Genomic DNA, 26,659 nt, shown 5'->3' with positions numbered 1-26,659 from the left:
TCAAGTCAGGCCTGCATTTTAACCGAAGGTATGCCCCTGGTATGTTGAGGTTTAAAGTTCCGACCCGGCACATAAATCCGGAAAATTATCAGTTGTCTGTCAGGTACGGTGTGGCGGCTGTTCAAATTCGACACAGCCTGTTCATCAAGCCCTCGGATTATAGTAATGAGCTTGAACGTCGACGTTTAGAGCTGACGCCGATGATAAAGCCTGCCAGTAAAACACCGGCCCCGGTTAAAAACCATTTGATATTGCGGCTGAGTTTTAACTTGATCAGTTCGGATTCATATGTTTCCACTTTCTGAGATTGTTCGGAAAGCTGTATGGTTGTCTGTTCATGTTCTGATTTGAGCTCAAGAAATTGAGCGGATTCCTTTTTCAGCGCTTCATAGTCGGTGCGGGTTTGATCCAGCTCTTTTCCGATTTTCGACAAATCGTCGATCAATGTTTTGTTTGCTTGTTTGAGTTCAGTGTTTTCACTTGCCAGTACCGAAGCCCTGGATTGCAAACCGGCATGTTTTTCCTGAAGGTTTTTCAGGGTAAGGCTGTCGGGGATTTCCGACGAAAGATAACGGCTCAGGACCCACCCCTCATTTCCCGTACCGAGACTGACTTTGGACCAGTCCTTCCCGGATTCAATCAGGTCAACCTGCTGACCGGATTTCAGTAAGGCAATAATCTTGTGGTCAAGCCCCCGCCCCGTTCTCATGGTAATCTCCCTGATGTCGGAAATATACATGGTGTCCGCGTGGGCATGAGAAATGAATGCTGTCAGAAAGCACATGGCTAAAAGAAAATATTTCATAGAAGAACACTCCTGCAGTGAATCAGGTTATGATATTAAGTTCCATCGCTTTTCGATGGTTAGTTCAGATGCCCGGTTTGTCCGGTTCCATCCATAACGTGGTTATTTCCCGGAATTTGCCTGTCGGGCCTGAGGACAAAATTCCTCGATTCGGAGATCTGTTCAGGGGTTTAATCCTTCGCGCTGTGACCATACGTAGACGATTTCATCTCTGTATCGTTACCTGTTTCGAATAGGTCAATATTATTTTTAATGTCAAATAAAAAAAGCGGTTTCGTAAGTTTTTGGCAACTAATTTTTAGTTTGAGTTTAAAAAAAAACTGTTGTCAATAATTTCTTTTAAATTTTATTATCCTATGATAATTTAAAAAAGTTGTTTGTCAATGTAAAGCCACCGCTGGCGACCGCCTTGAGTTGAAAGCTTCTACACGGGCCGGATCTATTGTGTCCAATGATTAGCGGATATGGCTTCAGGGGGGGATGTCCCGTGGTAATGAATTCTGTCCCCCGGAAAATGCAGGCAAAAGGAAAAAAATTACAGATATGATAGCGCTTGATTTGCAATGCAACAACGGACATAGATTTGAGGGATGGTTTGAGGACAGCCAGGCCTTTGAAGAACAAAAAGAAAAAGGGCTGATAGGCTGCCCGGTATGCAGCAGCACCGATATTGCCAGAATTCCTTCGGTGTTTGCGATTAAGTCTGCTCATCCGGAATCGAAGGATTATCTCGATCAAAAAAAACAGTCCGAAATTATCACCAGAAGCATTGCCATGTATATTGATAAAAATTTTGAGAATGTGGGCTGTGATTTTGCCAAAGAAGCATTGAAGATGCATTATGGGGTTTCGGAGAAAAAAAATATCCGGGGTACCAGCTCTGATGAAGATGAAAAAATGCTTCGGGAAGAAGGTGTGGAAATTTATAAAATTCCTCTGCCCGACACCGAATCTTAGTCAAGTCCCCCGTTTTAATACGATCTGGTAACCGAACGCGAAAGCCCATCCTGTCGCACTGTCCCAGCTGGCAGCGTCTGACAGGATGGGCTTTTTTACAGAAGATAATCTGTTACTGCATAAAACTCCACAAAATGCCAGCCCCAATGGCAGACCCGATCACTCCGGAAATGTTCGGGGCCATGGCATGCATCAGCAGAAAATTGGTCGGATCTTCGGATTGTCCCACGATCTGAACGACCCGGGCGGAGTCGGGTACCGCCGAAACACCAGCCGCTCCGATCAGTGGATTAATTTTATGTCGCAGGAACAGGTTCATGATTTTGGCAAAAATGACTCCGCTCGCTGTTGCAATGGCAAAAGACACGGCGCCTAAGCAGAAAATGCCTATAGATTGAGCCGTCAGGAAAACATCGGCCTGAGTGCTGGCCCCGACCGTTATTCCGAGCAATATGGTTACCGTATCGATAATGGTTGATCGGGCGGCCTGGGCAAGGCGCTCGGCGACGACACATTCTTTCAGCAGATTGCCGAAAAACAGCATGCCGAGCAGTGGCAGGGCCGCCGGAGCCAGAAAGCAGCAAAGAAGGAAGGCGATGATGGGAAAGATGATTTTTTCGCGTTGGGAGACGGTACGGGGCTCTTCCATTTTTATCAGTCGTTCTTTGCGTGTGGTCAGCAGTCTCATGATCGGCGGTTGAATAACCGGAACCAGTGCCATGTAGGAGTATGCCGCAACGGCAATCGGGCCGATGAGTTTCGGGGCCAGTTTGGCGGTCAGAAATATGGCGGTTGGTCCGTCCGCTCCCCCGATAATCCCGATAGAGGCAGCTTCATTCGGAGCGAAGCCCAGGGCCAGCGCGCAGAGAAATGTTAAAAAAATTCCCATTTGCGCGGCGGCTCCCAGCAGCATCAGAAGGGGCCTGGCCAGCATCGTGGAAAAGTCGGTCATCGCACCGATCCCCAGGAAAATCAGCGGGGGGTAAATGCCGGAAGTAACGCCGAAATACAGATAATGCAGCACGCTGTTGTTCTCATAAATGCCAAGGCCGAGTCCTTTGAAAACCGGAATGTTGCCGACCAGGATTCCAAACCCGATAGGTACCAGAAGCAGTGGTTCATAGTGCTTTGCAATGCCGAGATATATAAAGATTATGCCGATAACGATCATGATGCAGTGCCGGTAATCCGCCAGCGCAAAACCGGTGTTGGATAAAAATTGCAGTACAAGATTTTCCATTTTACAGTTCCAGCTCCTCTATTCGTATAACGACCGTTATTTTTTGGTTTTTAAACGAGTCGGTTCTTCCCAGAAAAAATACCCCTCTCCGTCCGGTTTGATGATACCTTTCTGAATCAGGCTGTTAATGGCGGCAAAGGGATGATCCAGACCGCGATTTTTTGCCAGTTCAAGAAGTTTTGGAAGCGGGAAAGGTTCTTCAAGTGTATCAATCAGCATTTTGTACTGTCGGATGATTTCCTGATGAATTTCAGCCGGAGATCGTTCAGTAACTATCGGGGACCGCGTATCTGACGATAAAAAATGCGTTTTGATCCGTTGAAGAAATTTCGCTTTTTTATCCCAGAGATCAAGGGCCTTGTGCAGTTGTGAAATAAAAAGAGAGAGAACTGTGAGTCCTGTGAAAACGATGGTAATTCCCAAAAAAGATATCACCCATCCGTTGTGTGCCGATATTGCTTCTAAGCCAAACAAAATATCCCTCCATACTTGTCGGGTCGATTTTCAAAAGACTTTCCGGGTGCTGGCACCCTTTTCAGATCAAGCGGAAGGCTCTGAGGCAACCTCATGCCTGGATAAGGGGTTGGCGTATATAAACTGGAGTCTGTCTAAAATGATCGAATTTATTTTTTCTAAAAACTGGGTGGCCAGTTCAGCATTTTCCTGAATCAGCCCCTGCAGTTTGCGAGAGTGAATCGATAACACTTCGCCATCGGTTAAAGCCACAGAGGTGCCTTTGTATTTGAAGGGAGTTATAAATGAAGACCAGCCGATGATATCCCCCCGGTCATGCAATGTGTAGCCCCTGCCATCTTTGAAAGATACCATGAAGTTACCGGACATAATAATGTAGAGAGAATGGGCGGGATTTTTTTTCCGGATCAGCACCTCCTCTTCGCTCACTTTTACCGGATAGATTAAGGAGGAAAGTTTGTGCAGGTTGCTGGAGCAAATGTCATCAAAGATACTGATTGATTTAAGGATATTGACGTCAACGGCCATAGGTTCGTCCTTTCGGTGGCTGTCCGGCTGTAAGAAAGTTTTTTTCAATCAAAATAAGCCGGGCGGACATATACCGGGTTTGAGTTTATTTAAATCGTGTGGAAACGGAAAAATTCCGGCTTGCTCAGGCGCACCGGACTCAAATTTTAATTTCCGACACATGCACTGTCTTATGGTTTGTATTTTAACCCGCCGGGAACAGAGAAAAATGAAATCGGATTTTCCGTTCGGGCACTAACCGGAATAATTATAAATCAATGCGGCAATCGCATGAACGTATTGCAGAGGGAAAACTGATCGAACTATTGGTTTTTGCCGGTGTTATAGCAACCGGGTATATAAGCTGAGCAAGCTTACGTTTTAACCCAATTCGACATACCCACTTGTATGGCAAATGTCTGTCAGATGACAAGCAGGGATGGAAAAAGAAAAACCCGGACCGAATAAAAACAGGTAAGCCCGGGCGTCAGGGTGCGCAGCTGAATTGCGGCAACGCCGGCAAGACGTGTGAGCAGACGAATCTGCCTCATGAGATGTTTGCAGGGATGTGCAAACCGTCTTTGCATCTGTGTTAAAATTTATGGTTCCGCTTCAGGTGTTGCTGCATGCGACATGCATGACCGGATAGGCAACCGGATGCAATTTGTCTTATTCCGTAGCCTGCTATTTGCTATATGGCATTCGCCAAATGTTTAAAAAAATATATTATATAAAACAATTAATGACTAGAATGTCAAGGATTAATTTGGGACGTTAGTCATTCTGGCAACCCGGAAAAAACGATCCGGCTGCCAGTCCCTCTTCCGGCTGTTCAAGTCCTCATGTATTTTTGTTTCGAAGTTTTCAATAAAAACGGCGGGATGGTCAACGGGGATATTTTCAGTGTATGCGCTGTGGGGTGAACCGTGCCGGATCAGTCTTCCGGTTTAAAGCCGGATTCGTTCAGATACTGATCCCATTCCATGGGGAGCAGTTGCTGCTTTTTGTTATTGCAGTCTTTACAGGCCGGAACAATATTGCCCTTGGTGCTTTTTCCCCCCCGGGATATGGGCACGATATGATCCATCGTCAACTCATCCGGGGGAACCCGGCGTTCACAGTAATAACAGAGGCCTTTGGCGCAGCGACGCTTCCACCACTGTGACCACCTCAGCTCTCTGGCCTTCCGGCGTTCCCGCCGGATGTCTTCTTCCTCTAAATATAGCGCAAATGGTTCCATATAACCCCTTGATTTCCGTATCGTGGTTACTGTGTAGCATCTATTTACAATATGTCAAAGGCTATGGGCGGGACAGGCCTTAGTAGCCGAATCTGTTCAAAGCCCTTGAATCCTTGCTCCAGCCTTTCTGAACACGGACAAACAACTGGAGAAATACCCTGGTGCCGAGCATCCGTTCAATATCCTTACGGGCCGCTTCACCGATGGCTTTCAATTTGCTGCCCTTTTTCCCGATAATAATGCCTTTCTGCGAATCCCGTTCAACGTGAAGGGTGGCGCTGATATGGACAAGGGCCTTGCCGGAATCTTCCTTGAACGAATCTATCGTGACAGCGATTGAATAGGGAACTTCCTGGCCGGTTAACCGGAACGCTTTTTCCCGGATCATCTCTGCGGCTATAAACCGTTCGGGTACATCTGTCAGGGTGTCTTCCGGGTAATAAGCGGGGCCGAAAGGCAGAAATTCTTCAAGCGTCCGGGGGATTTCTTCCACCTGGGTCCCGTTTCTGGCCGATATCGGTATGATGGCTTTGAACGGATATTGATTGGCCCACTGATCAATGAGCGATAGCAGATTGGGTTTTTTGACCAGATCGATTTTGTTCAGGGCCAGAATAACCGGCTGTTTCCGCTTCCGGAGATTTTTGATCAGAATGTCTTCCGATTCAGGAGCCGGTGATGATGCATCTGCCATTAAAAGAACCGCATCCACGTCACCCAGAGCGGAAAGCGCCTGCTCGACAATTCTGACATTCAATAACCTGCCGGCTTTGTGCACGCCGGGGGTATCGATAAAAATCAGCTGTGCTCCGGGTCTGTGTAAAACTCCCAGAATTCTGTTACGTGTGGTTTGGGGCTTTTCAGATGTGATGGATATCTTCTGCCCCAGCATTCGGTTTAGCAGCGTGGATTTGCCAACGTTCGGCGCTCCGATGATTGCGATAAATCCGGATCTGAAAGCATTATATGTCTCAGGGGTTTGGTTCATGGTTACGTCTTGTCTATGACTGATTGGACGGTTAATAGTTTTTCGACAGCGTTCCAGACATCCGGCACGCCCTGTTTGGTTTTTGCGGAGAAAACGATGAGATTCTCCTGATTTATTGACAGCGTATCTGCGATCATTGCTTTCTGTTTTATCTGGTTGGTCTTGGACAGCTTGTCTGATTTGGTCAATACCGGAATGATGGGTATACCAAGCTGATTGAGCCAGCGAATCAGGCTGAGGTCTTCAGGGCTTGGAATGCGGCGCATATCCAGGATCGTTACGACTCCCCGCAGCGTTTTTCTGCCGGATAAATATTTTTCGATCATCGGGCCCCATGTCTTTTTGATGCTTACCGGTACTTTTGCATAACCGTATCCCGGAAGATCGACAAACGAAAATACGTCATTGATGACAAAAAAATTGATAAGCTGAGTCCGTCCTGGGGTAGAGCTCGTTTTTACCAATCGTTTCCGGTTTAAGATGGCATTGATCAATGATGATTTTCCTACATTTGACCGTCCGGAAAAAGCGATCTCCGGCAGGAGCTCCGGCGGATATTGTAATGGTTTGACAGCGCTGGTTACAAATTCAGCTGTTTTTATGATCATGTCGGTAACGATTGTATATTAAATGGTTTCCGATGCCTGAAATGAAGGCATCGGCCGGAGCGGCGGACACAGAGCGCTTAAACAGGCTGCGGACGTACTTTTGCCCCGGATGTAAGCATCTCGGAGTGCTGGTTTCCGGCAATCCGATCGGCTCATTTGGTCAGAGGCTTTTAAAATAAAGTTCCAGACGGTCCATGGCCTCGGCGATGTTTTCTATGGAATTGGCATATGAGAACCTGAGATATCCCTCGGCATTTTTCCCGAAATCCACTCCCGGCGTTACGCCGACGCGGGCCTTGTCAAGTATGTCAAAGGCCAGATTGTATGAGTCTCCGGAGATGTGCTTGACATTGGCAAAAACGTAAAACGCGCCGGTCGGCTCGACCGTAATGCCCAGCCCCATTCCTTTGAGCCGTTGGATCATATATTTTCTCCGCTCGTTATAGATGTTTTTCATGCGGATAATATCATCGCCGGCATATTTTAACGCAGCCAGCCCCGCCATCTGGACAACGGAGTTTGCCGAAATGAAAAAATTCTGCTGCATCTTCTGGATGGGCCGCATAAACGGCCGGGGGGAGATCAGGTATCCCAGGCGAAGACCCGTCATGGCATAGAGTTTTGAAAAACCGTTCAGCACAAAGGCGTTATCGGTAAATTCCAGAATGCTGTGCTCCCTTCCCTCGTATACAAGGCCGTGATATATTTCATCCGACATGATATACGGGCCGGTTTCTGAAGACAGCTGGGCTATCTGCTGCATTCGGTCTGCCGACAGGAGGTTCCCCGTCGGATTGGAGGGAGAATTGATGAAAATACCTTTGGTTTTTGCCGTGATTTTCTCTTTGATGGCCTCCGGCCGATATTGAAACCCGTCTTCTTCATAGACCGGTACGGTAACCGGTACAGCTTCAACGAACTTGATGAAGTTGGGATAGCACGCATAGTGAGGATCGGAAATGATGATTTCATCCCCTTTTTCGGTAACCGCTGAGAGCATAAGAGATATGGCCGGTGATGTACCGGAGCAGATCACAATCTGATCCGGAGTAATCGTTACATTATAGGTACTGGAATAATATTCACAGATGGCTTCTCTGAGTTCAAGAAGTCCGAGGCTGTGGGTGTAGTGCGTATGACCGTCATTGAGGGCTTTGATGGCCGCGTCCCTGGCACATTGCGGGGTGTCAAAATCGGGTTCCCCGACCTCGAGATGAATGACCTTTATTCCTCGATGTTCCATTTCGCTGGCTTTTTCCAGCACATCCATAACAATAAAAGATGAAATGTCCTTTGTTCTGCTTGAAATCATCTTACGCCTTTTTTGATACCTTTCCGTACTTTTTTGTTACTGTTTTATATCACTTTATTCAGTGGATATTCAATGATTCCTTCGACACCGTGCCGGATCAGATTCGGGATCAGATCTCTGACCGCATGGTTCGAGACAACGGTTTCAACGGACAGCCAGTCTGACTGATAAAGATGGGCAACCGTCGGGGCTTTGAGGCTCGGCAGCGTCGACATCACCTTTTCAAGGGCATGCTCCGGTACATTCATTTTAAGCCCGACCTGCTTTTCAGCCAGCAGGGCCCCTTTCAGCAGCAGGGCGATCTGTTCGATTTTCTGCCTTTTTACCGGATCGTTCCATGCGGTGTGGCTGGCAATCAGCTGGGTGTTGGTCTGCATCAGTTCGTGAATGATGCGCAGGCCATGGGCCTTTATCGTGCTTCCGGTTTCCGTGACTTCCACAATCGCATCCGCAAGCCCCGATACGACCTTGGCTTCCGTAGCCCCCCATGAAAACTCCACAGTCACATCAATGTTTTTTTCAGCGAAATACCGTTTGGTAAACTGAACCAGCTCGGTGGCGATTTTTTTCCCCTGCAGGTCTTCCAGGGTTTTGATGGGGGAGTCATATCCGACCGCGAGTATCCATCTTGCCGGCCGGGAGCTGACTTTTGAATATATCAGATCGGACACGACATGAACATCGGAATTGTTTTCAGCAATCCAGTCTTTCCCCGTCAATCCGGCATCGAACGTGCCGTTTTCCACGTAGCGGGACATCTCCTGCGCCCGGCATATGGCGCAGTCAATGGACTCGTCATTGATTTCCGGAAAATAATTTCTGTCGTTGACGTTGATGGTCCAGCCGGACCGTTTGAATAACAAAATCGTCGCATTCTGGAGGCTTCCCTTTGGAATTCCCAACTTCAGAATCTTTGTCATTTTTTATAAACCTCCTCGGGGTTGAATACAGGGCTCCCCGTAATCGTAATCGTATGATCCGATTCGACTTTTTGGAAAAAGCAGCTTTTGTACCCTTTATGACAAGCCGCGCCGCCTGTCTGATCCACTTTAAGGAGAACCGTGTCATTGTCGCAGTCGATTCTGATTTCCTTGACAATCTGGGTGTTGCCGGACGTTTTCCCCTTGACCCACAGTTCCTGTCTCGATCGGCTGTAATAGGTGGCCAGGCCTGTAGAAAGTGTCGCGTTCCAGGCGGATTCATTCATGTACGCCAGCATGAGTACTTCACCCGTATGATAATCCTGCGCTATGGCAGGAATCAGTCCGTTGGTTTTGCTGAAATCAAGTGTTATCATCTGTTCTCCCTGCGGCCTGGGTGCACCGCATGCATTTTTACGAATCAATGGGGGCTTATCGCAGCATTTTTTCGATACCGTAAAGACAGGTCTGCAAAAAACCTGTCAAACAAGATAAATGGTATGAGTAACCATAACCTGATGGAATGTCAATTCATTTTTTAGCAAATCCGGATTGCTGATGCCGTAATCACGGTATGGCTGCGGATAAATTCGGGCTGGCTTCAAGGAGGATCGGGTGCAATGGTATCCGATCGGACGGCCGGAAAATTTTTTATGCGGGCATCGTTTTTATGACACCTGCGTTTCGGCGAAAATGACCCCGCCATGATCCTTTTCATACCGGATCTGTACCGACCCCCGGTATGCGGTCAGACGGTCAGAATGAGGTGAGGCTGATCGACATCACCACCTCACCCTGACCGGCAGATTTTGTGGTTCAGCCAGACCGCTCAGAGAGAGCAGATGGTCCGGTTGGCTGAAAACAGGGTCCAGATTCCCACTACGATAAAAAAGATGCCCGCACCCGTTTTGATATACACCGGCGGGATAAACCGGCTGATTGCCGTGCCGAACAGTACGGCAATCAGGGAGCTTAGGAGCAGTGCGCCGGCAGATCCCAGAAATACGGACAGTCTGGAATTACAGTCGGCAGCCAGGCAGAATGTGGCCAGCTGTGTTTTATCGCCGAGTTCAGCCAGAAATATCATGCCGAAGGTGGTTAAAAGCAGTTTGTAATCCACAATATGTCTCCTCCCATTGATGAAATCATAACCGGTCCACAGCGTATAAGGGGTTTATGTCCTATTTTTTCAGCAGGGACAGGGCTTTTTGGACGATATTGTCTTCCGTAAAGCCGTATTTTTCCATCATGACAGCGCCCGGTGCGGAAGCCCCGAAGGTATCGATGCCGATCATATCTCCACCGGTTCCCACATAGCGTTCCCATCCGGTGGTAATACCGGCTTCTATGGAAATGCGCTTTGTGACATCCGGCGGCAATACCTCCTGACGGTAGGATGCCGGCATTTTTTCAAACAGCTCCCGGCTGGGCATGCTCACGACCCTGACAGCAATGTTTTGTTCGGCCAGACGATCAGCGGCAGACATGGCGAGAGTGACTTCCGAGCCGGTGGCAATCAGGATGATATCCGGCCGGCTGATAGCATCCGACAGAATATAGGCGCCGTTTTTGAGCCCCTCGGCGGCGGCATAAATGCTGCGGTCGATGACCGGAAGATTCTGCCGGGTCAATATCAGGGCGGTGGGGCTGTCGGTCGACGCTATGGCGATGCGCCATGCCTGCACGGTTTCAGCAGCGTCCGCCGGGCGGATGACCGTCAGACCCGGTATGGCCCGCAGGACGGCGACATGCTCCACCGGCTGATGTGTAGGGCCATCTTCACCGACGGCGATGCTGTCATGGGTAAACACGTAAGTGACCGGCAGTTTCATCAACGCGGCCAGCCGGATGGAGGGCCGCATGTAATCGGCGAAGACCAGAAATGTGCCGCCAAAGGGTTTAATCCCTTTGTGAAGCGCCATACCCGAGAGGATTCCGCCCATGGCATGTTCCCGGACACCGAACCGGATGTTGCGACCGTCATAACTGTTTTTTTGAAGATCATGGGAGGATTTGATCAGGGTGTTGTTTGAAGGCGCCAGGTCTGCAGACCCGCCGATCAGCGACGGCACCCGATCGGCAATGGCGTTGATGATTTTTCCTGAAACCGCCCGGGTGGCTATCGGGGCATCGGATGCCGAAAATAGCGGAAGGCTCTCTTCCCAGCCGCTGGCCGGGATTCCGGCGATGGCATCGGCAAACGCCTGAGCCAGATCCGGACACGCTTTTGAATACGCGTCAAACAGCTGCTTCCAGGTTGATTCGGCGGCCCGGCCTGTTTCAACAGACTGTCTATATGCGTCAAGCGCCTGTTGGGGAACGAGAAAGGATTCGTCCTCGGGCCAGCCCAGATTGCGTTTGGTCAGACGGATTTCTTCTGCACCCAGCGGCGCCCCGTGGGCCCCGGCCGTGTCCTGTTTATGGGGACTGCCAAAGGCGATATGGGTTTTGAGTATGATGATAGACGGCTTTGCGGTTTCGGCTTTGGCTGCCTGGAGTGCCTGATATATGGCGTCGGTGTCATTGCCGTCCTCGACGATCTGTACATGCCAGTGGTATGCCTTGAACCGGAGGCAGACATCTTCGGTAAACGCGATCGACGTGGAACCCTCGATGGAGATCTGATTGTCGTCGTAAATGCAGACCAGTCTGCCAAGCCCCAGGTGGCCAGCCAGAGATGCCGATTCAGAGCTGATTCCTTCCATCATGTCGCCATCGCCGCACATCATGTACGTGAAATGGTTGACAATTTCCAGGCCCGGACGGTTAAAACGGGCGGCCAGGTGCCGTTCGGCAATGGCCATTCCCACGGCATTTGAAAATCCCTGTCCCAGGGGGCCGGTGGTCGTTTCCACACCGGGCGTATGACCGTATTCCGGATGTCCCGGGGTTTTGCTTCCCCATTGCCGGAATTGCTTTATATCATCAAGGCTTACGTCATATCCTGTCAGAAACAACAGGCTGTAGAGAAGCATGGATGCATGCCCGCCGGAAAGAACGAACCGGTCGCGGTCCTGCCACTGCGGGTTTTCAGGGTTATGTTTCAACATCCGGGTCCACAGCACGTAGGCGGCGGTTGCCAGCCCCATCGGAGCACCGGGGTGACCGGAGTTAGCCTTTTGAACCGCATCCATGGCAAGTGTTCGGATGGTATTTACACACAGATTTTCAATGGATGACTGGCTTTCGGAAAGGCCGGTAGTCATAATATTTCTCCTTTTTAACAATGTATTGAAATTGAGTCCCAATCTGGTGGATTTGATACATGCGTTTTAAGTTTGTTGCAATGGTTTTCTCGGGAAAAATTCACTTCACAGCGCCCGGCGCCATTCCGGCTGTAACGGGACAGCACCGTCTGTCGGCCGGCGATTCCCATCAGAACCGTGACCGAGAGCTTGCTCCCGGTGTGTTTTGCCGGATGCCGGATGGCTTGTACGATCCCGGTCAGCCGAAAAGTGCATTCTAATCAGGTTTTCAACCGGGCGCAACCTTCAAGCAAAGTGGAACTTTAATTTGACATCGAAACCGTTCGACAGATATATATGATGATAAAGAACAGTATATGGCCGTTGAAATTTCATGATTTTCCCCCCCCCAAAAAAAAATTGATTTAACCCGCTGGAATAGACATTAATTTTTTATTGAATGATTTTTTCTGCCTTCAATTTATTATTCCAGTGAGCTGAGGGATCGTTTCCGACACGGGCATTCTGTCCTGATGACAGCTCGTCCCGTGAAAGGAAATTAACCATGACGACACCTGGCGCCCACGGGCAGGTCAAGCATATCGCAAGGCGCAGATATGGCAGAAAATCCGATTTCACGGTCATCGACTCTGCCTTTAAGGATCGAGCCTGCCGGGATTTTATTCAGGATATCAGCGCGGGCCGAACCTTTATTGAAACACGCAATAACTTTCCGGTCGGCAGTTGATTTCCATGACATTTCCCATTCCGGGCTATTCCAGACAGGTGAAGGTCAAAGGATTGGTCGTCAGAAGCACTTCACATGGAATGGGTGTAACGTTTTACCCGCCTTTCTGAAGTGTCGGCCTGCGATTAAAAGCGTTTGTTGAATTGCTTTAATCGCGGCAGTGGTGTATCCGTAATATATCAGATGAGGTATGACAAGCGGTGCGTTCTGCAACGTCTCAAACAGTTGCCAGCCAGCTGGTGGTTTTGATTGAGTGCTATGACGGTAACCGGGTGCAGTGAAAAACGCTTCGTCAGGTTCGAGTTGCGCCGGGCTGAAGCGGTGTGCCTGTTCATGTAAATTCTTAAAAGGGTATCTGAGCGGGGTTTGGAATGAGAGTAAAGGATATTATGACGCAAGATGTGATCACGGTGGCGCCGGAGACGGATATTGCCTATGCGGCAAAACTTCTTCTGGAAAACCACATCAACGGTATTGCTGTAGTCGATCCGTCTCGTCGGCTGGTAGGAATTTTGTGCCAAAGCGATCTGATCGTTCAGCAGAAAAAATTTCCAGTACCGTCCATATTTACACTTCTGGATGGTTTTTTTCCGTTAACGTCGCTCAAACAACTGCAACAGGAGGCGCAAAAAATAGCCGCTACCAAGGTCTCTCATGCAATGACCCCTGATCCCGTCACGGTTTCTCCGGATATGAGTATCGAACAGATTGCCGATCTCATGGTGGATAAAAAATTTGGTACCCTGCCTGTTGTGGATGCGGACAATAAACTGGTGGGAATTGTCGGGAAAGAGGACTTGCTGAAGATGCTGCTGGAAAAGCCGTAGGGCCGGGCCCTTAAACTGTTCACTCAGGAGCCATAGCGGCTGCTCCGGATGATCCAGTCGGCGGCATCCAGAAGGTTTTCGGCCACATAATCCGGCAGGATATGCTTTTTTTGCAGTATTGCCTCGGCGTGCATGCCATTTCCGGTTTTAATCAATACGGCTCGGCCACAGCCTGCATTTACAGCGCATTCGATATCTTTGGCGCTGTCGCCTGCCATGACGGCGGATGCCAGATCGATATGATACCGGTTCTGTGCGCGTAAAATCAGGCCCGGTTCGGGTTTGCGGCATTTGCATCGATCTTCGGGCAGATGCGGGCAGTAAAAAATATCCGTTATTTTTCCGCCCGTGGATTCGACAGCGCGGTTCATCATCGAGTGGATATGCTCAAGGCCGTCTCGGGTAACCATATGCCGCCGGATTACCGACTGATTGGTGATTAGGATGATTGAAAATCCGTTCACGGTGAGCTTTTTTATGGCTTCAAGGCTGCCGGGAAGGAATTTGAATTCCTTCCAGCATTTGATGTAATCGGGGGAATCATAATTGATGACCCCGTCTCTGTCCAGAAATACAAATTTTTTAAGCATATCCCCCCGCGGTTTCCTGCCAGTCTACTCTTCTGCCACCGCAAACGCATCGGGAAAACCGTTCTGGATTAAATTTCTTTCGTCGTCATAGGCCTGTCTCAGGCTTGAACACCTGCCGACACGCACCCGGTAAAGGGTGTCGTCTTCACGGTCACAGGGTGCAATGTGGACATTCTTATACGTCTGATTCAGTTGGTTGACCAGCCGTTGAGCATTGCCGTAATCTTTGAATGCGCCGATCTGAATGACAAAATTTCCCTGATCGTAGCTGTCCGGAATGATGCTGCGCGGGTCAGTGCCGGCCGTCACCGGTTTTACAGTGCCCGGCCGCAGCGCCTCGATCTCAACCGGTGCGGTTCCCGGGCCGGTAATGTCCAGCTGCCTGGCGGCGGTATAGGACAGATCGATGATTCTTTTCCGGACAAAAGGGCCCCGGTCATTGATTCTGACCACCACCTGCTTTTGATTGCTCAGGTTCCGGACACTGACCAGGGTGCCCAGCGGAAGGGTCTTATGGGCCGCTGTCATGGCATACATGTTATAGGTTTCACCGTTGGCTGTTTTCCTGCCATGAAATTTTTTTCCGTACCAGGACGCGAGGCCGCGTTCACGAAAGGCCTGAGCATCGGGCAATGGATGGTACCATTTGCCTCCGATCCGGTAAGGTTTAAAGGTACCGTCCCGCGCCGGCACAGGCGATTTCGTGCTGCAGCTGCAGATCAGCATCAGAAGCACCGCCGAGATTGCAAGGGATGTGCTCACAGACGACAGCGTTGATTTCGGTGTCATTGGCATAAACCAATACGATCCTGTTTGCTCGTTATAATACGGTTAACTATCCGGGAGCCCGGCGGGCTGCCCGGAGAACCGCATCGGTGCCGGCCGGCAGAATTCCGTATTACGGAATAGCGATTTTTAACACTTCCAGCATTTTGTCTACGAAATGAAATTCAATGGATTTTTGGACTTTTTTGGGGATATCTTCAATATCTTTTTTGTTCCATTTCGGCAAAATGATGGTTTTAATGCCCGCCCGATGGGCTGCCAGAATTTTTTCCTTAACCCCTCCGACCGGCAGCACCTGTCCCCGTAACGTAATTTCGCCGGTCATGGCCATATCTTTCCGGAGGGGCTTGTTGGTCAGCAGGGATACCAGTGCCGTTAACATGGTGACGCCGGCAGACGGGCCGTCCTTGGGAATGGCTCCGGCCGGCACGTGGATGTGAATGTCGTGCTTTTCAAAATAATCTTCATCAATACCGATGGAAGTAGCATTTGCCCGGATAAAACTCAGGGCCGCTGCCGCCGATTCTTTCATCACGTCTCCGAGCTGGCCGGTCAGCGTCAGCCCCTTATTGCCTTTCATGGCAGTTGCTTCAATAAACAGAAGCTCGCCACCGGCCTGGGTCCATGCCAGTCCCATGGCAATGCCTGGTGTTGAAATTCTGGTCTTGGTTTCCGGCATGAGGCGAACCGGCCCCAAATATTTGGACACATTGATGGCTTTGATTTTAACCGAGGTCGCAACGCCTTCTGCAACCTGACTGGCGACCCCTCTGCAGATGGTGGCAATCTCGCGCTCCAGATTTCTCAGCCCGGCCTCGCGGGTATACCCGGAAATGATGTGTTTCACCGCCCCGGAAGAAAAATTGATCTGATCCGCATGAAGCCCGTGCGCGTTTCGCTGTCTGGGGATCAGAAACCGGTTGGCGATCTTGATTTTTTCATCTTCCGTATATCCCATCAGATCGAGCACTTCCATGCGGTCTCTGAGCGCCGGCGGGATGGTATCCAGGATATTGGCGGTGGTTATGAACATGACATGTGACAGGTCAAACGGCACATCCAGATAGTGGTCCGTAAAGGAAAAATTCTGTTCGGGATCCAGTACCTCCAGGAGGGCCGATGACGGATCGCCCCGAAAATCACTGCCGACCTTATCGATTTCATCCAGCATAAAAACCGGATTGTTTGAGCCGGCCCGGCGGATTCCCTGAATAATACGGCCGGGAAGCGCTCCGACATAGGTGCGCCGGTGGCCCCTGATTTCGGCTTCATCCCTTACTCCGCCCAGAGAAATGCGGAAGAATTTTCGTCCCAGCGCACGGGCGATGGAGGCGCCCAGCGAGGTTTTCCCGGTACCCGGGGGGCCGGCGAAACACAGAATCGGTCCCTTTGAGTCCGGCTTGAGCTTTCGAACCGCCAGGTATTCGATGATTCGTTTTTTTGCTTTTTCCAGTCCGTAGTGGTCATCGTCAAGGACTTTTCTGGCTTTTTTAATATCCAGCACATCTTCTGTGCGTTCATGCCAGGGAAGTGTGGTGAGCCAGTCCAGATAGGTAGATGCCACAGTGTATTCGGCTGATGACGGATGCATCCGGGACAGTCGATCCAGTTCCCGCTGCGCTTCTTTGCGGGCTTCTTCGGGCAGGTTTTTTTCTTCGATTCTGGTTTTGTAATCTTCGACCTCAACGGTGGCCTCATCTTTTTCGCCCAGCTCCTCCCTGATGGCTTTCAGTTGTTGACGAAGGAAATACTCGCGCTGTTTTTTATCCATGTCCCCTTTGACCTGAGACTGGATTTTATCGCCCAGTTCGAGAACCTCCAGCTGGTAGTTCGTCAGACGAGATACCTGCCTCAGCCGTTCTTTGACATCTTCGATTTCCAGTACGCTCTGTTTTTCTTCGTTGGTGGAGTTGAGCAGGGATGCAACCATGTCCGCGAGCATACCTGGATCCTGGATGGACTTGATCATGCCCGCCACTTCCTGGGGCAGGGCTGGCGACAGCTCGACAATGCGGGCAAACTGGCCGATAATATTGGACGTGATCGCATCGGTTTCCTTGTCCTTTACGGTCTTGTCCTGAAGGTGGATGACACGGGCCGTGAGATAGGGCTTTTCCTGAATCAGTTCTGTTAGTCTGAACTTGCTGAGGCCCTGAACCAGCAGCTGAAGTCTGTTGGGTTCGGTTTTGGCCATTTTCAGAATCAGGGCGCTGGTTCCTACATCGTAAATATCTTCCCGGGTGTAGTCTGTCTTGATCGTATGCGATTTGGATACCACAATCCCGACAATCCGGTCCCGACTCATGGCGTCATCGATCAGCTGAATGGATTCGCTTTGCATGACCACAAGGGGCAGAACCATTTTAGGGAAAAGGATGGAATCGAATAACGGCAGGATAGGCAGCGTCTCAGGGAATTTATCGGGGTTTGACTCCTGGGATATTTGCTGAACAATCATGATTGCCTCCAATAAACTGCTCGTGTAACTTTTGTTCAATGCAAACTGTAATTAATCCGACAACCGAAGGTAAAGATCCGGGAATACGCTTGTGCGCAAGGAAGCTATCCTTCATGGATTGGAATTTTATGGGTCACGTTCACAGGCAATTTGGTCAGCCGGAGCTGGAGAAATCCATTCAAATGGGCCGCGGAGACTTTGTCCGTATCAATGGGTGAGGGGAGAAACAGTACCCGTTCAAACCGGCCGTATTGGATTTCCGCAAGCCTGTATGTGGTATTTTTCATGCGGGGTGGTTCGGCACGAACGCCGAATATTTTGACGGCTTTGCTGTTGATTTCAATTTCAAGATTTTCTTTTTTGACTCCGGCGATTTCTGCCAGTATGATAATTTCATCGGGGGTTTCGTAAATATCCATCTGTGGCTTCCATTTTCGTTCAGAAAGGTTGAACATGGGGTTCATGGAACGAAAAATGTCATCTATGGATTCCTCGATTCGTGAAGCCATTTGATTAAAATCGTTGTCAAATCGTATTTTGATATAATCCATTTCCAGCTCCTGCATGTTAAGGAAAAGGAACCGGAATAAAATAAATTGAACAACCAGTTGTAATAGTAGCTCAATTTTATTAAATCCCCGTTCCTGAGGAAAATTGTATAAAGCCCCTGCGTGTTCAATTTTACTATTTAAAAACTATCATATCCGGTAAAACTTTGTAAAGAGACTATTTCAGGTATGTCTGCATAATTCGATAGCCGGCAAGGGCCTTTATTCCCCGTTCGGCAGGAAACGGACCGTGATTATTTCTCCATTTCAATAACCCGCAAAAAAAAAGGAGGTATAACAATGGCATTGTTAAAATGGGATCCTTTCAACCGAACCGTGACAACCCTTCAGGATCGAATCAATCAGGCGTTTGATGAATCGTTCGGATCTCGCCGTGCGATGGAGGACGAGATGTCTATCTGTGCCTGGAAACCGGCGGTGGATATTTATGAAACCGATGAATCGTATGTGCTTAAGGCCGAAATTCCCGGTGTCAGCAAGGAGGACGTGGTGGTTGAGCTCAAAGACAATATCCTGACCCTTTCCGGGGAACGGCTGGCGGATAAAAAGATCGAAGAGGAACGGTATTATCGTAAAGAAAGATGTTTCGGGACTTTTTACAGGGCCTTCACGCTTCGGGACAGGGTCAGTCCGGAAAAGATCAAAGCAAAAACAAAGGATGGAATTCTGGAAATCGAAATTCCGAAGGTGGCGGAAGAAAAGCCAAAGTCAATTAAGGTCAGTGTGGAGTAGTCTATTGAATCTCCTCATAGTTCGAAAAGCCCGGTATAAACCGGGCTTTTTTGTTTTTTTCTAAGGTGTCCGGTCACCCCCTGTGTCAGGATGGCCGCCGGATCCGACTTTATCACGTTGATTTTTTGTTCGTTTTTATCTAGAATCCAAACAGGTGAGAATCGAAATCTCAGTATTGCGGCCCTGCGGGGAAACCGAGGGGAAGGCGTTGACCGCATCCGGATAATTCGCAACAAGTAAAAATATCATATGGGTCGGCATGAAACAAGTGAAACTCCAAATGGTCAAGCCTGTTTTAGGCAGTCAGTATTTTCTGTATTTTGGCGTGATGGGCATGGTGTTGCCCTATTTCAACCTGTACTGTTATCATATTGGATTCAGCGGATTTCAGATCGGCACGCTGTCGAGTCTCAGGTCTCTGGTGGTGGTGGTGCTGGCGCTGGCATGGGGAACTGTGGCGGATCGGTTTCAAATCCGAAAGCCGGTTTATATCTTATGTAATTTTGCCAGCGCCACGGTCTGGGCATTGTACCTTCTGACCGACGATTTTCATCTGATGCTGATGATCACCCTGTTGTATTCCGTTTTTTACGGCCCGATCATTTCCTTTCTGGAAGCATACACCATGGATGCACTGGAACAGGAGAAGAAAAGTTACGGCAGTGTCCGGGTCTGGGGCTCTGTCAGTTTTGTCCTCACGGTGGTGATCGTGGGAAAACTCATCGATGTATATTCTGCCCGAATTATCCTGTGGTTGATTCTGGCCGGCGCGTTGCTTCAGGCGATGATAGCCCTTAAAATTCCTGGTCATCTCCCTTCAGCCGATCCAAAGCCCTGTCGCAGCTTTCGGGTATTTACAAAAAAACGGGTGGTGGTATTTCTGTGTTCGGCCTTTCTGATGCTGGTCAGCCATGGGACCTATTACGGCTTTTTTTCGATTCACCTTGAAAATCTGGGTTTTGGAAGCACCTTTATCGGGATGTCATGGGCGGTGGCATCGATTGCCGAAATCGTTGTGATGATGAACTCCACCTGGCTGTTCAGGAAATATTCTCTGGAAAAGGTGCTGATGGGTTCATTTGCCGGGGCGGCCGTCAGGTGGATGCTGCTGGCGGTATCGACATCGGCCGGGGTCATTGTGTTCTCGCAGTTGCTGCATGCCGTGACGTTTGCGGCCTTTCATGTGGCCAGCATCCTGTACATCGACCGGTTAAGTCCCCGGGAGAACAAGACCTTCGGCCAGGCAGTCAACAATTCGGTGACATATGGCCTGGGAATGGCGGTGGGGTTTTTGCTCAATGGAATGTTATTTGAACGGATCGGAGCGGTTTTGCTCTTCGGGGTGAGCAGCGGAATCGCACTTTGCGCGGGATTGCTGTTCGGCTGCTTCCGGTTGGCACGTTTCCGGCGCTGGCAGCGCATGAGCGTAAAAAACAGGGCCCGGGGCTGATGCTGGCATTTTGAAAATATCAGGGAAAAATATCGATGAATATTCGGGTAGAATGCTGCGCCGGATACAGAGGGGAAGAAACGCCCCGCTGCTTCTGGCTGGGTGAACGCAAAATCCGGGCGTTGGAAGTAGTTGACAGATGGATGGCGCCGGCCTGCCGTTATTTTAAAATTATCGGTGACGACGGGGACCTGTATATTATCCGTCACGATATAGAAACCGGGCAATGGGAGTTGACGTTTTATAAACATCTGTAGGGCCTTGAAATTTTTGCCTTCCTGCCTTTTGCCTCAAACGAATTGCTCCTCCAGCGATAGCGTTCCTCCGTCCGTCCGCAAGTGCGTTATTTCAAAATGGGGCTTGATCATAACTGCGGCCACCATGTCATGGGGTCCGTCCCGCCCATTGCCGGCTTCTCCAGCACGATCCGGGGGATGCCGGGCCCATGAAGCTAAAGCGCAAAAACTCGGCACGCCTCAAACAGTTTGGGCTTCTTAACGCTTCATGGCCCCGACATCTTTTCCCCGGATCGCGCCATGTCGTACGCCGGCAACGGGCGGGACTCCGAGGCTACGCACAGCAAAATATGGCCGCAGTTATGATCAAGCCCTCAAAATGATTAAAACCGGCGCCGGTGCATCTGCCTTCTTGAAAAGCGGTTGTATCTCTGATAGAACCTGATTTAAAGCGTTTCCGGCTTATGCGGGGAAACGCTTTTTAAATTCTTTAAGGGGGTATCGACAACGTTTAAGAAACAAATATCAGGTGGCAATGAATCTGAGCAAATCAGCCGGCATATCCGGCAAGGGATATCTTTTTGTCTTGATGGCGGCTGTTCTGTGGGCAGCGGCCGCGACAGGGTCAAAATTTTTGTTCAGCACCGGCATGTCCCCCTTTCAACTGGTTCAGCTTCGAATTACAATTTCAGCCGGTGTATTTTTCTTATGGCTGTTGATTCGAAAACCCTGCCTGATGAGAATCTCACGGAAGGATATCCTCTATTTCGTCATGCTCGGTGCTGTCGGCATGGCAACCATGCAGTCCTCGTATCTGTTTGCCATCAGTAAAATCAATGTGGCGGCTGCCATCTTGCTTCAATATCTGGCTCCGGTGTTGATCGTGTTGTATTCGGTAACGGTAACCCGGGAAACACTCGGCCTGATGACGGGAATTGCGGTTGGCGGAACTACGGCTGGATGTTATCTGGTGGTCGGCGCCTATAATCTGGATTTACTGCATATGAATTTTCAGGGTATTGTCAGTGGCGTTGTTTCAGCAGTGGCATTTGCCTGGTATACGGTAAAGAGCGAATACGGCATGCGCCGATATCATCCCTGGACCGTACTGTTTTTTGCGATGGTGTTTGCCTGCTTATCGTGGAATATTTTTCACCCCCCGCTGGAAGCGTTTATGCATGCCTACAGCCCTGCGGCCTGGATGTGGATTCTGTTCATAGCGCTTCCCGGAACGCTTTTGCCTTTCGGATTTTATTTCAAGGGTATTTATCTCATACGGGCCACCCATGCCAGCATCACCGCCACCTTTGAGCCGATAGCCGCCGGAATCATTTCGTACCTGTTTTTAAATGAGGTGATGAAACCGCTGCAGGTCGTTGGCGCTGTCATGGTCATAGCGGCAATTATTTTGCTGCAGATAGCTCATCGACCGGAAGGAAATCTGCTCTCCGGTCCGAAAAAACATGTTTATCCCATAGATGCGAGTACTGAAAAATGATGGTTACGCCATTTTTAAAGCGAATCAAGCGGCATGTCACCGGCCGGGCCCATTCCTTTTTTGCAGTGACTTCTCCCGGCCTTGAAGACGTATGCTTCCGGGAACTGATGGCGCTGCCGCTTTCCGGAAAAGAGGCGGCTGTTGTCAAAGGGGGAGTTGAGTTTGATGGCCGGCTGTTTGACTGCTGGCTGGCCAATCTGTATCTGAGAACAGCAACCCGCGTGTTGATGCGTCTGGATCAATTCAAGGCGAGCAATTTCAGGCAGCTGAGCCGGCATGTATCGGACTTTCCATGGGAGCTTTTTCTGTTTTCTGACGCAGGACTCAACCTCCGTGTGTCTGTAAAACATTCCCGGCTGTATCATACCGAGGCGATTTGCGAGTGCCTGACAGCCGGAATTGAAAACCGGCTGAGTCAAACCGGCATGAGGCGGCCGGAGAATGACCGGGTCCTGCAGGAGCAGACACTCTTTGCCCGGGTCGTGGATGACCGGTTTACCCTGTCTGTCGATTCCAGCGGCGCCAATCTGTATAAACGGGGAATCAAGACTCAGGGCGGCATCGCTCCGATCCGGGAGACGATTGCGGCTGCCGTGCTGACACTCGGCGGGTATACCGGTCAGGAGCCGCTGATTGATCCGATGTGCGGCACGGGGACCTTTTCCATTGAAGGGGCCATGATCGCTCAGCGAATACCGGCCGGCTGGTTCAGGGAGTTTGCGTTCATGCAGTGGCCATCATTCAATCCGAAGCGCTGGTCTGCTATGAGGGGTGAAGCCCGCCGGCAGTTCATAGAGATTTCCGGAGCGCTCATTTTTGCTTCCGACAAAGATGATCAGGCAGTTTTAAATTTTTCTCAGATCACGTCGCAGCACCCTTTCTGCCAGATCATCAATTCGTTTTGCGAGGATTTTTTTGATATGCTTCCGTCCGAATACACCGATACGGCGGGGCTCGTGGTGATCAATCCGCCCTATGGCGTGCGCATCGGCACCCGGTCCCAGAGCGGCAATCTGCTTGATGATATATGCGGCAAACTGCAAAGGGATTTCAAGGGCTGGAGAGTTGCCCTTATCACTCCGGAGCAATTTTCATCCCGCAATATTTCCTTCCAGCATTCGTCAAGGCCATTGTATCATGGGGGATTGCAGCTTACGCTTATCACAGGAAAAATTTCGTTCTGATGAAAATGGAGCAATTGGACCAGGCCATCGCTCCCCCCTTTGGTTATCGATTAATGGGCCGATGGCAGCTTTTCCAGCAGATCGCACAGCAGCCTTACCCCGAATCCCGTACCCCCGGCGCCGCAGTAGTCCGTTTCCTTTTTTACGTATGCGGGTCCGGCAATATCCATGTGCGCCCAGCGGGTGTCCCCGACAAATTCCGATAAAAACAGCGCGGCGGTAATGGCACCCCCCCATTTGGAACTGCTTATGTTGCTGATATCCGCAAACTCGCTTTTCAGCAGTTCTTTATAGTCCTCCGGCAGCGGCATTCTCCAGCAGCGTTCATGAGTTTTTTCACCGGACCGGATCAATGCTTCGGCCAGTTCGTCGTCAAAGGAAAACACCCCGGCGATTTTTTCACCCAGCGCCACGACGCATGCACCGGTTAATGTAGCCACGTCAATCAGAATATCCGGGGTATAAAGTTTCACTGCATAGGCCATCGCATCGATCAGAATTAACCGGCCCTCGGCGTCGGTATTTCCGATTTCAACGGTTTTGCCTTCATATGTTCGGATAATATCTCCGGGGCGGGTGGCATTGGCTGAGGGCATGTTTTCAACCACCGGCATAATGCCGATGATTCTGTTGGGATACTTGAGTCTGGAAGCCGCAATCACGGCTGCCGCTACGGTCGCAGCGCCGGCCATGTCCATTTTCATGTCTTCCAGCGACGCTGCCGGTTTCAGGTTGATGCCGCCGGAATCAAACGTAACGCCTTTTCCCACAAGGGCGATCGTCTGCCCGGCGCCTTCAGGGTTGTAGTCCAGAACGAGCATGTTCGGGGGGCTCTGACTGCCTGCCGATACCGCAAGAATGGCTCCGAAGCCTTTGTCATTGAGCTGTGCTTCGTCCAGAACCGTGACGGATATCGGTTCTGTCCCGGCCGCACTTACCATGGCCTTCGTGAAATCTGAGGGTCGTTTGTGGTTCGATGGGGTGCTCACCCATTGCCTTGCCAGGGCGGTGCACTGGCAGACCGATTCCACCTTCAAAGGAAGCCGCCGGTATTTTTTTACGAGTTCGGGTTTCATCCAGAAATGGATACTCTGCAGCGGGGAGTATTTTTTTGTGGTTTTGTATAAATCAAACAGCTGGTTCCCGAGGAAAGCGCCTTCCAGCATGGCTTCGAGAAGCAGTGATGTATCGATATGAATGAGGGTTTCGTCCGGCACGATGATCAGTGTCTGAGATATCTGTTTTTGGATGAATTTTTTTACGGCTTTTCCGGTTATTGAACGCAATGTGTCCGGATTGATCTGTTTTAATTTTCCCAGGCCTGTAAGAATTACGCGATCAAAATGCGTATCGGGCGGATCATAAATTATTAATTCCTGATCTTTTTTGCCTGTAAATTCCTGGTATTTTCTGGCGTTTGATATCAGGTTCAATATGGCCGGGGCATCATGAATGTCTGAATCCTCACAGACAGGAATAACGACACTCTGCATTTTGGTCTGATTAAGATCTGATGATGTTAAGTGTAACACGGGTGCTCTTCCTCTCGTTACGTCGTGTAGGTGATAAATTTTAAACTTTGCCATGAAAGTGAATCGATATCAATGTTATTCAGAATAAAGATTCAACAGGCTGAGATAATGCTGTATAACGCGAACCTGATCATCGTATTGGCCTTGCGGGGCGTTTTGAAATATATTTTTCAGCAATTGCTCTGAAATTGTTTGAGCGGATTTGAGGCGATTGTTTTCCGTTAATTTTTTAAATAAATAATCATAGATGGTCGTCTGGGCGGGGATATCGCAGGCAAGAAATTTTTTTACCGCCTGACTCCATAAGCCCTGGTCTGCCAGATACGCTACAGAAAGATGCTGGTGCATTCGGGTATCGATTCTGTTACCAAATGCCATGGGGCTGGGCAGGGCCTTATCAATATATGATTTAAGCGCCAGAGGACTCGACGGGGAACAGTAAAAGCAGGGTTCAAGATATCCATGGGTTTTTCGTCCGTAGGTTTGTCCATCGGCGTTGCCCGCTTCAACCAGTCGGCACAGCGGGGTGCCGTTGTAAATCCGTCCGCCAACCGTATATTCATATCGCCTTAACCGGTTCTCGCCATAGGTCAGCATCGCCTCGAGCGTAAGGTCAACGGTTTCAAACGTTTCACCGGGAAGGCCGAAGATCAGATTCACCGTGCAGTCTATCCCGTGCGTTTCGCACAATTCAATTGTCGCGGTTATGTCGTTGTTTCGGTATGACTTGTTGTTCATCTCCAGTACGGTGTCGGAAAAACTGTCGCAGGTTAAAATGACCGAAAATCCGGCATCTGCAAGGAGTTTGGCAAAATCGGCGTCAAACGGCCGCGGCAGAAACTGGGACGAAAACCGAAAATATCTGTTCAGGCCGGATTCCATAATGTGTTTAATCAGTTGCAAGGGATATCGCAAATCCGGTATATTGAATTCGGTATCTACAAAAAAAATCGACCGGACGCTTTCGTGAATTTTTGAAATGGCTTTCAATTCTGAGATGACATGATCCGGTTCCCGAAAACTGAACGTGCGGCCTTCGATCAACGGCTCGACACAGTAGGAGCAGTTCTGATTGCACCCCCGTTTTACCTGTACCGGCATTCCCGCCGTTTCAAACGCGTAATTAAATTTGCTGTCACGGCTCAGAATAGGGTCGTTGCCTCTGAATGCATATGCTTTTCTGGGGTTTATCCGATAAGCGGCTTTATCTCTGTACACCAGATTGGGGACACTGGAAAGCTTTTGTCTGTCGGGAACGGCTTCAAGAAACCTGAGAAAGGGTTCTTCACCCTCACCGACTACGCCATAGTCAATGTCGAGATATTGCAAAATGGGAACCGGCGATATGCTGAAGCCGCCGCCGCCTGCAATCAGCGGAATCTCAGGTCTTTGCCGTTTGATGATCTCTACGATGCGGCGTACATCGGGAAGAAAGAAAAATGCACTGAAATCCGGACATGTAACGTCGCCGTATTGTTCGCAGGCCATCGTTGTATCCAGATTCCGGAGACCGAGCCCGATCACATCCGGATTGGTTTTGTCTAAAATATCTGACAGATTTTTCTCGATATCTGTCTGTGTCAAAAAGGGGTATTCAATCACGGCCTGATAACCCGATTGCCGGAGATAGTTAGCGATCAGGTCCAGGCCGAAAGGATAAACCTGCTTGACGACATAATATCTGTCCGTATAAAGGAGCAGTACGTTTCTGTATGTTTTTCCCATAAGATTTGATCAGCCATATATGCGGTAAACGGGTTGTGAGTATATAGAAAGTGTAATTTTTATCTTTTATTCTTATCCTTAACTTGCG

Annotated in this window: 26 protein-coding genes; 8 read left to right on the top strand and 18 right to left on the bottom strand. The window is 49.6% G+C overall.

Going from position 1 to position 26,659, the window contains the following annotated elements:
- Nucleotides 1-157: 157 nt before the first annotated feature.
- Entirely contained in the window at nucleotides 158-805 is a 648-nt protein-coding gene (locus tag PHQ97_01470; protein ID MDD4391401.1) for a TIGR04211 family SH3 domain-containing protein, read from the bottom strand.
- Nucleotides 806-1,348: 543 nt separating this feature from the next.
- Between PHQ97_01470 and PHQ97_01465 the strand changes: the two genes are divergently transcribed.
- Nucleotides 1,349-1,762, top strand: coding sequence for a DUF1178 family protein (locus tag PHQ97_01465; protein MDD4391400.1), 414 nt, complete (start codon nucleotides 1,349-1,351; stop codon nucleotides 1,760-1,762).
- A gap of 112 nt (nucleotides 1,763-1,874) precedes the next feature.
- Here the strand turns inward: PHQ97_01465 and PHQ97_01460 are convergent, their stop codons facing one another.
- From PHQ97_01460 to tkt, 11 genes are all read right to left on the bottom strand, one after another.
- Nucleotides 1,875-3,002 (bottom strand): sodium ion-translocating decarboxylase subunit beta, encoded by a 1,128-nt coding sequence (locus PHQ97_01460; protein ID MDD4391399.1) that lies wholly within the window; start codon nucleotides 3,000-3,002, stop codon nucleotides 1,875-1,877.
- 36 nt (nucleotides 3,003-3,038) lie between these two features.
- The gene (locus PHQ97_01455; GenBank protein MDD4391398.1) at nucleotides 3,039-3,476 is read right to left on the bottom strand and encodes an OadG family protein; all 438 of its coding nucleotides are present in this window, start codon (nucleotides 3,474-3,476) and stop codon (nucleotides 3,039-3,041) included.
- Nucleotides 3,477-3,542: 66 nt separating this feature from the next.
- Nucleotides 3,543-4,004 carry a cyclic nucleotide-binding domain-containing protein gene (locus tag PHQ97_01450; protein MDD4391397.1) on the bottom strand — a complete coding sequence of 154 codons (462 nt, stop codon included), beginning with the start codon at nucleotides 4,002-4,004 and terminating at the stop codon, nucleotides 3,543-3,545.
- A 913-nt stretch (nucleotides 4,005-4,917) separates the two neighbouring features.
- Complete coding sequence (locus tag PHQ97_01445; GenBank protein MDD4391396.1) at nucleotides 4,918-5,223, bottom strand: HNH endonuclease; 306 nt, start codon at nucleotides 5,221-5,223, stop codon at nucleotides 4,918-4,920.
- 79 nt (nucleotides 5,224-5,302) lie between these two features.
- On the bottom strand, nucleotides 5,303-6,211 hold the full coding sequence (era, locus tag PHQ97_01440; protein MDD4391395.1) for a GTPase Era: 909 nt from the start codon (nucleotides 6,209-6,211) through the stop codon (nucleotides 5,303-5,305).
- A gap of 2 nt (nucleotides 6,212-6,213) precedes the next feature.
- Nucleotides 6,214-6,819, bottom strand: a complete 606-nt coding sequence (yihA, locus tag PHQ97_01435; GenBank protein ID MDD4391394.1) for a ribosome biogenesis GTP-binding protein YihA/YsxC — start codon at nucleotides 6,817-6,819, stop codon at nucleotides 6,214-6,216.
- Between the two features lie 160 nt (nucleotides 6,820-6,979).
- The gene (locus tag PHQ97_01430) at nucleotides 6,980-8,131 is read right to left on the bottom strand and encodes a pyridoxal phosphate-dependent aminotransferase (protein MDD4391393.1); all 1,152 of its coding nucleotides are present in this window, start codon (nucleotides 8,129-8,131) and stop codon (nucleotides 6,980-6,982) included.
- Nucleotides 8,132-8,175: 44 nt separating this feature from the next.
- The gene (hisG, locus tag PHQ97_01425) at nucleotides 8,176-9,051 is read right to left on the bottom strand and encodes an ATP phosphoribosyltransferase (GenBank protein ID MDD4391392.1); all 876 of its coding nucleotides are present in this window, start codon (nucleotides 9,049-9,051) and stop codon (nucleotides 8,176-8,178) included.
- A complete protein-coding gene (gene hisI / locus PHQ97_01420; GenBank protein MDD4391391.1) occupies nucleotides 9,048-9,428 on the bottom strand; it encodes a phosphoribosyl-AMP cyclohydrolase in 381 nt (126 codons plus the stop codon). Before hisI ends, hisG begins: the two co-directional genes overlap by 4 nt.
- 452 nt (nucleotides 9,429-9,880) lie before the next feature.
- On the bottom strand, nucleotides 9,881-10,171 hold the full coding sequence (locus PHQ97_01415; GenBank protein MDD4391390.1) for a TMEM165/GDT1 family protein: 291 nt from the start codon (nucleotides 10,169-10,171) through the stop codon (nucleotides 9,881-9,883).
- A gap of 61 nt (nucleotides 10,172-10,232) precedes the next feature.
- Entirely contained in the window at nucleotides 10,233-12,257 is a 2,025-nt protein-coding gene (tkt, locus tag PHQ97_01410) for a transketolase (GenBank protein ID MDD4391389.1), read from the bottom strand.
- A 544-nt stretch (nucleotides 12,258-12,801) separates the two neighbouring features.
- On the opposite strand from tkt, the gene PHQ97_01405 reads away from it, so the two are divergent.
- Together PHQ97_01405 and PHQ97_01400 are read left to right on the top strand one after the other, a co-directional pair.
- The gene (locus tag PHQ97_01405; protein ID MDD4391388.1) at nucleotides 12,802-12,984 is read left to right on the top strand and encodes a hypothetical protein; all 183 of its coding nucleotides are present in this window, start codon (nucleotides 12,802-12,804) and stop codon (nucleotides 12,982-12,984) included.
- A 371-nt stretch (nucleotides 12,985-13,355) separates the two neighbouring features.
- A complete protein-coding gene (locus tag PHQ97_01400; GenBank protein MDD4391387.1) occupies nucleotides 13,356-13,811 on the top strand; it encodes a CBS domain-containing protein in 456 nt (151 codons plus the stop codon).
- A 23-nt stretch (nucleotides 13,812-13,834) separates the two neighbouring features.
- Here the strand turns inward: PHQ97_01400 and gmhB are convergent, their stop codons facing one another.
- The 4 genes from gmhB to PHQ97_01380 form a co-directional block, all read right to left on the bottom strand.
- The gene (gene gmhB / locus PHQ97_01395; GenBank protein MDD4391386.1) at nucleotides 13,835-14,401 is read right to left on the bottom strand and encodes a D-glycero-beta-D-manno-heptose 1,7-bisphosphate 7-phosphatase; all 567 of its coding nucleotides are present in this window, start codon (nucleotides 14,399-14,401) and stop codon (nucleotides 13,835-13,837) included.
- Nucleotides 14,402-14,425: 24 nt separating this feature from the next.
- Nucleotides 14,426-15,196 (bottom strand): septal ring lytic transglycosylase RlpA family protein, encoded by a 771-nt coding sequence (locus tag PHQ97_01390; GenBank protein ID MDD4391385.1) that lies wholly within the window; start codon nucleotides 15,194-15,196, stop codon nucleotides 14,426-14,428.
- 103 nt (nucleotides 15,197-15,299) lie between these two features.
- Entirely contained in the window at nucleotides 15,300-17,645 is a 2,346-nt protein-coding gene (gene lon, locus PHQ97_01385; protein ID MDD4391384.1) for an endopeptidase La, read from the bottom strand.
- Between the two features lie 104 nt (nucleotides 17,646-17,749).
- Nucleotides 17,750-18,196 carry an Hsp20/alpha crystallin family protein gene (locus tag PHQ97_01380; protein MDD4391383.1) on the bottom strand — a complete coding sequence of 149 codons (447 nt, stop codon included), beginning with the start codon at nucleotides 18,194-18,196 and terminating at the stop codon, nucleotides 17,750-17,752.
- A 297-nt stretch (nucleotides 18,197-18,493) separates the two neighbouring features.
- Between PHQ97_01380 and PHQ97_01375 the strand changes: the two genes are divergently transcribed.
- The 5 genes from PHQ97_01375 (at nucleotide 18,494) to PHQ97_01355 (ending at nucleotide 23,314) form a co-directional block, all read left to right on the top strand.
- Nucleotides 18,494-18,946 (top strand): Hsp20/alpha crystallin family protein, encoded by a 453-nt coding sequence (locus tag PHQ97_01375; protein MDD4391382.1) that lies wholly within the window; start codon nucleotides 18,494-18,496, stop codon nucleotides 18,944-18,946.
- 259 nt (nucleotides 18,947-19,205) lie between these two features.
- Nucleotides 19,206-20,396, top strand: a complete 1,191-nt coding sequence (locus tag PHQ97_01370) for a major facilitator superfamily domain-containing protein 6 (GenBank protein ID MDD4391381.1) — start codon at nucleotides 19,206-19,208, stop codon at nucleotides 20,394-20,396.
- A gap of 35 nt (nucleotides 20,397-20,431) precedes the next feature.
- A complete protein-coding gene (locus PHQ97_01365; protein ID MDD4391380.1) occupies nucleotides 20,432-20,653 on the top strand; it encodes a hypothetical protein in 222 nt (73 codons plus the stop codon).
- A 514-nt stretch (nucleotides 20,654-21,167) separates the two neighbouring features.
- Nucleotides 21,168-22,130 (top strand): DMT family transporter, encoded by a 963-nt coding sequence (locus PHQ97_01360; GenBank protein MDD4391379.1) that lies wholly within the window; start codon nucleotides 21,168-21,170, stop codon nucleotides 22,128-22,130.
- On the top strand, nucleotides 22,127-23,314 hold the full coding sequence (locus PHQ97_01355) for a hypothetical protein (protein ID MDD4391378.1): 1,188 nt from the start codon (nucleotides 22,127-22,129) through the stop codon (nucleotides 23,312-23,314). Before PHQ97_01360 ends, PHQ97_01355 begins: the two co-directional genes overlap by 4 nt.
- 50 nt (nucleotides 23,315-23,364) lie before the next feature.
- Here the strand turns inward: PHQ97_01355 and PHQ97_01350 are convergent, their stop codons facing one another.
- Together PHQ97_01350 and PHQ97_01345 are read right to left on the bottom strand one after the other, a co-directional pair.
- Nucleotides 23,365-24,846 carry a leucyl aminopeptidase gene (locus PHQ97_01350; protein ID MDD4391377.1) on the bottom strand — a complete coding sequence of 494 codons (1,482 nt, stop codon included), beginning with the start codon at nucleotides 24,844-24,846 and terminating at the stop codon, nucleotides 23,365-23,367.
- 75 nt (nucleotides 24,847-24,921) lie between these two features.
- Complete coding sequence (locus PHQ97_01345; GenBank protein MDD4391376.1) at nucleotides 24,922-26,571, bottom strand: radical SAM protein; 1,650 nt, start codon at nucleotides 26,569-26,571, stop codon at nucleotides 24,922-24,924.
- Between the last annotated feature and the right edge of the window lie 88 nt (nucleotides 26,572-26,659).

The organism is Desulfobacterales bacterium (assembly GCA_028704555.1).
Taxonomy (GTDB): Bacteria; Desulfobacterota; Desulfobacteria; order Desulfobacterales; family JAQWFD01; genus JAQWFD01.
The sequence above is the reverse complement of the archived record's forward strand: the minus strand, read 5'-3'. Positions and strand labels throughout refer to the sequence as shown.

What these genes read in the sequence shown, in the direction of transcription:
- PHQ97_01345 (MDD4391376.1), bottom strand. Translation starts at nt 26,571, where the DNA reads ATGGGAAAAACATACAGAAACGTACTGCTCCTTTATACGGACAGATAT.
- lon (MDD4391384.1), bottom strand. Translation starts at nt 17,645, where the DNA reads ATGATTGTTCAGCAAATATCCCAGGAGTCAAACCCCGATAAATTCCCT.
- PHQ97_01370 (MDD4391381.1), top strand. Translation starts at nt 19,206, where the DNA reads ATGAAACAAGTGAAACTCCAAATGGTCAAGCCTGTTTTAGGCAGTCAG.
- PHQ97_01400 (MDD4391387.1), top strand. Translation starts at nt 13,356, where the DNA reads ATGAGAGTAAAGGATATTATGACGCAAGATGTGATCACGGTGGCGCCG.
- gmhB (MDD4391386.1), bottom strand. Translation starts at nt 14,401, where the DNA reads ATGCTTAAAAAATTTGTATTTCTGGACAGAGACGGGGTCATCAATTAT.
- tkt (MDD4391389.1), bottom strand. Translation starts at nt 12,257, where the DNA reads ATGACTACCGGCCTTTCCGAAAGCCAGTCATCCATTGAAAATCTGTGT.
- PHQ97_01465 (MDD4391400.1), top strand. Translation starts at nt 1,349, where the DNA reads ATGATAGCGCTTGATTTGCAATGCAACAACGGACATAGATTTGAGGGA.
- PHQ97_01375 (MDD4391382.1), top strand. Translation starts at nt 18,494, where the DNA reads ATGGCATTGTTAAAATGGGATCCTTTCAACCGAACCGTGACAACCCTT.
- PHQ97_01355 (MDD4391378.1), top strand. Translation starts at nt 22,127, where the DNA reads ATGATGGTTACGCCATTTTTAAAGCGAATCAAGCGGCATGTCACCGGC.
- PHQ97_01365 (MDD4391380.1), top strand. Translation starts at nt 20,432, where the DNA reads ATGAATATTCGGGTAGAATGCTGCGCCGGATACAGAGGGGAAGAAACG.
- PHQ97_01445 (MDD4391396.1), bottom strand. Translation starts at nt 5,223, where the DNA reads ATGGAACCATTTGCGCTATATTTAGAGGAAGAAGACATCCGGCGGGAA.
- hisI (MDD4391391.1), bottom strand. Translation starts at nt 9,428, where the DNA reads ATGATAACACTTGATTTCAGCAAAACCAACGGACTGATTCCTGCCATA.
- PHQ97_01450 (MDD4391397.1), bottom strand. Translation starts at nt 4,004, where the DNA reads ATGGCCGTTGACGTCAATATCCTTAAATCAATCAGTATCTTTGATGAC.
- PHQ97_01470 (MDD4391401.1), bottom strand. Translation starts at nt 805, where the DNA reads ATGAAATATTTTCTTTTAGCCATGTGCTTTCTGACAGCATTCATTTCT.
- hisG (MDD4391392.1), bottom strand. Translation starts at nt 9,051, where the DNA reads ATGACAAAGATTCTGAAGTTGGGAATTCCAAAGGGAAGCCTCCAGAAT.
- PHQ97_01460 (MDD4391399.1), bottom strand. Translation starts at nt 3,002, where the DNA reads ATGGAAAATCTTGTACTGCAATTTTTATCCAACACCGGTTTTGCGCTG.
- yihA (MDD4391394.1), bottom strand. Translation starts at nt 6,819, where the DNA reads ATGATCATAAAAACAGCTGAATTTGTAACCAGCGCTGTCAAACCATTA.
- PHQ97_01405 (MDD4391388.1), top strand. Translation starts at nt 12,802, where the DNA reads ATGACGACACCTGGCGCCCACGGGCAGGTCAAGCATATCGCAAGGCGC.
- PHQ97_01390 (MDD4391385.1), bottom strand. Translation starts at nt 15,196, where the DNA reads ATGCCAATGACACCGAAATCAACGCTGTCGTCTGTGAGCACATCCCTT.
- PHQ97_01360 (MDD4391379.1), top strand. Translation starts at nt 21,168, where the DNA reads ATGAATCTGAGCAAATCAGCCGGCATATCCGGCAAGGGATATCTTTTT.
- PHQ97_01380 (MDD4391383.1), bottom strand. Translation starts at nt 18,196, where the DNA reads ATGGATTATATCAAAATACGATTTGACAACGATTTTAATCAAATGGCT.
- era (MDD4391395.1), bottom strand. Translation starts at nt 6,211, where the DNA reads ATGAACCAAACCCCTGAGACATATAATGCTTTCAGATCCGGATTTATC.
- PHQ97_01430 (MDD4391393.1), bottom strand. Translation starts at nt 8,131, where the DNA reads ATGATTTCAAGCAGAACAAAGGACATTTCATCTTTTATTGTTATGGAT.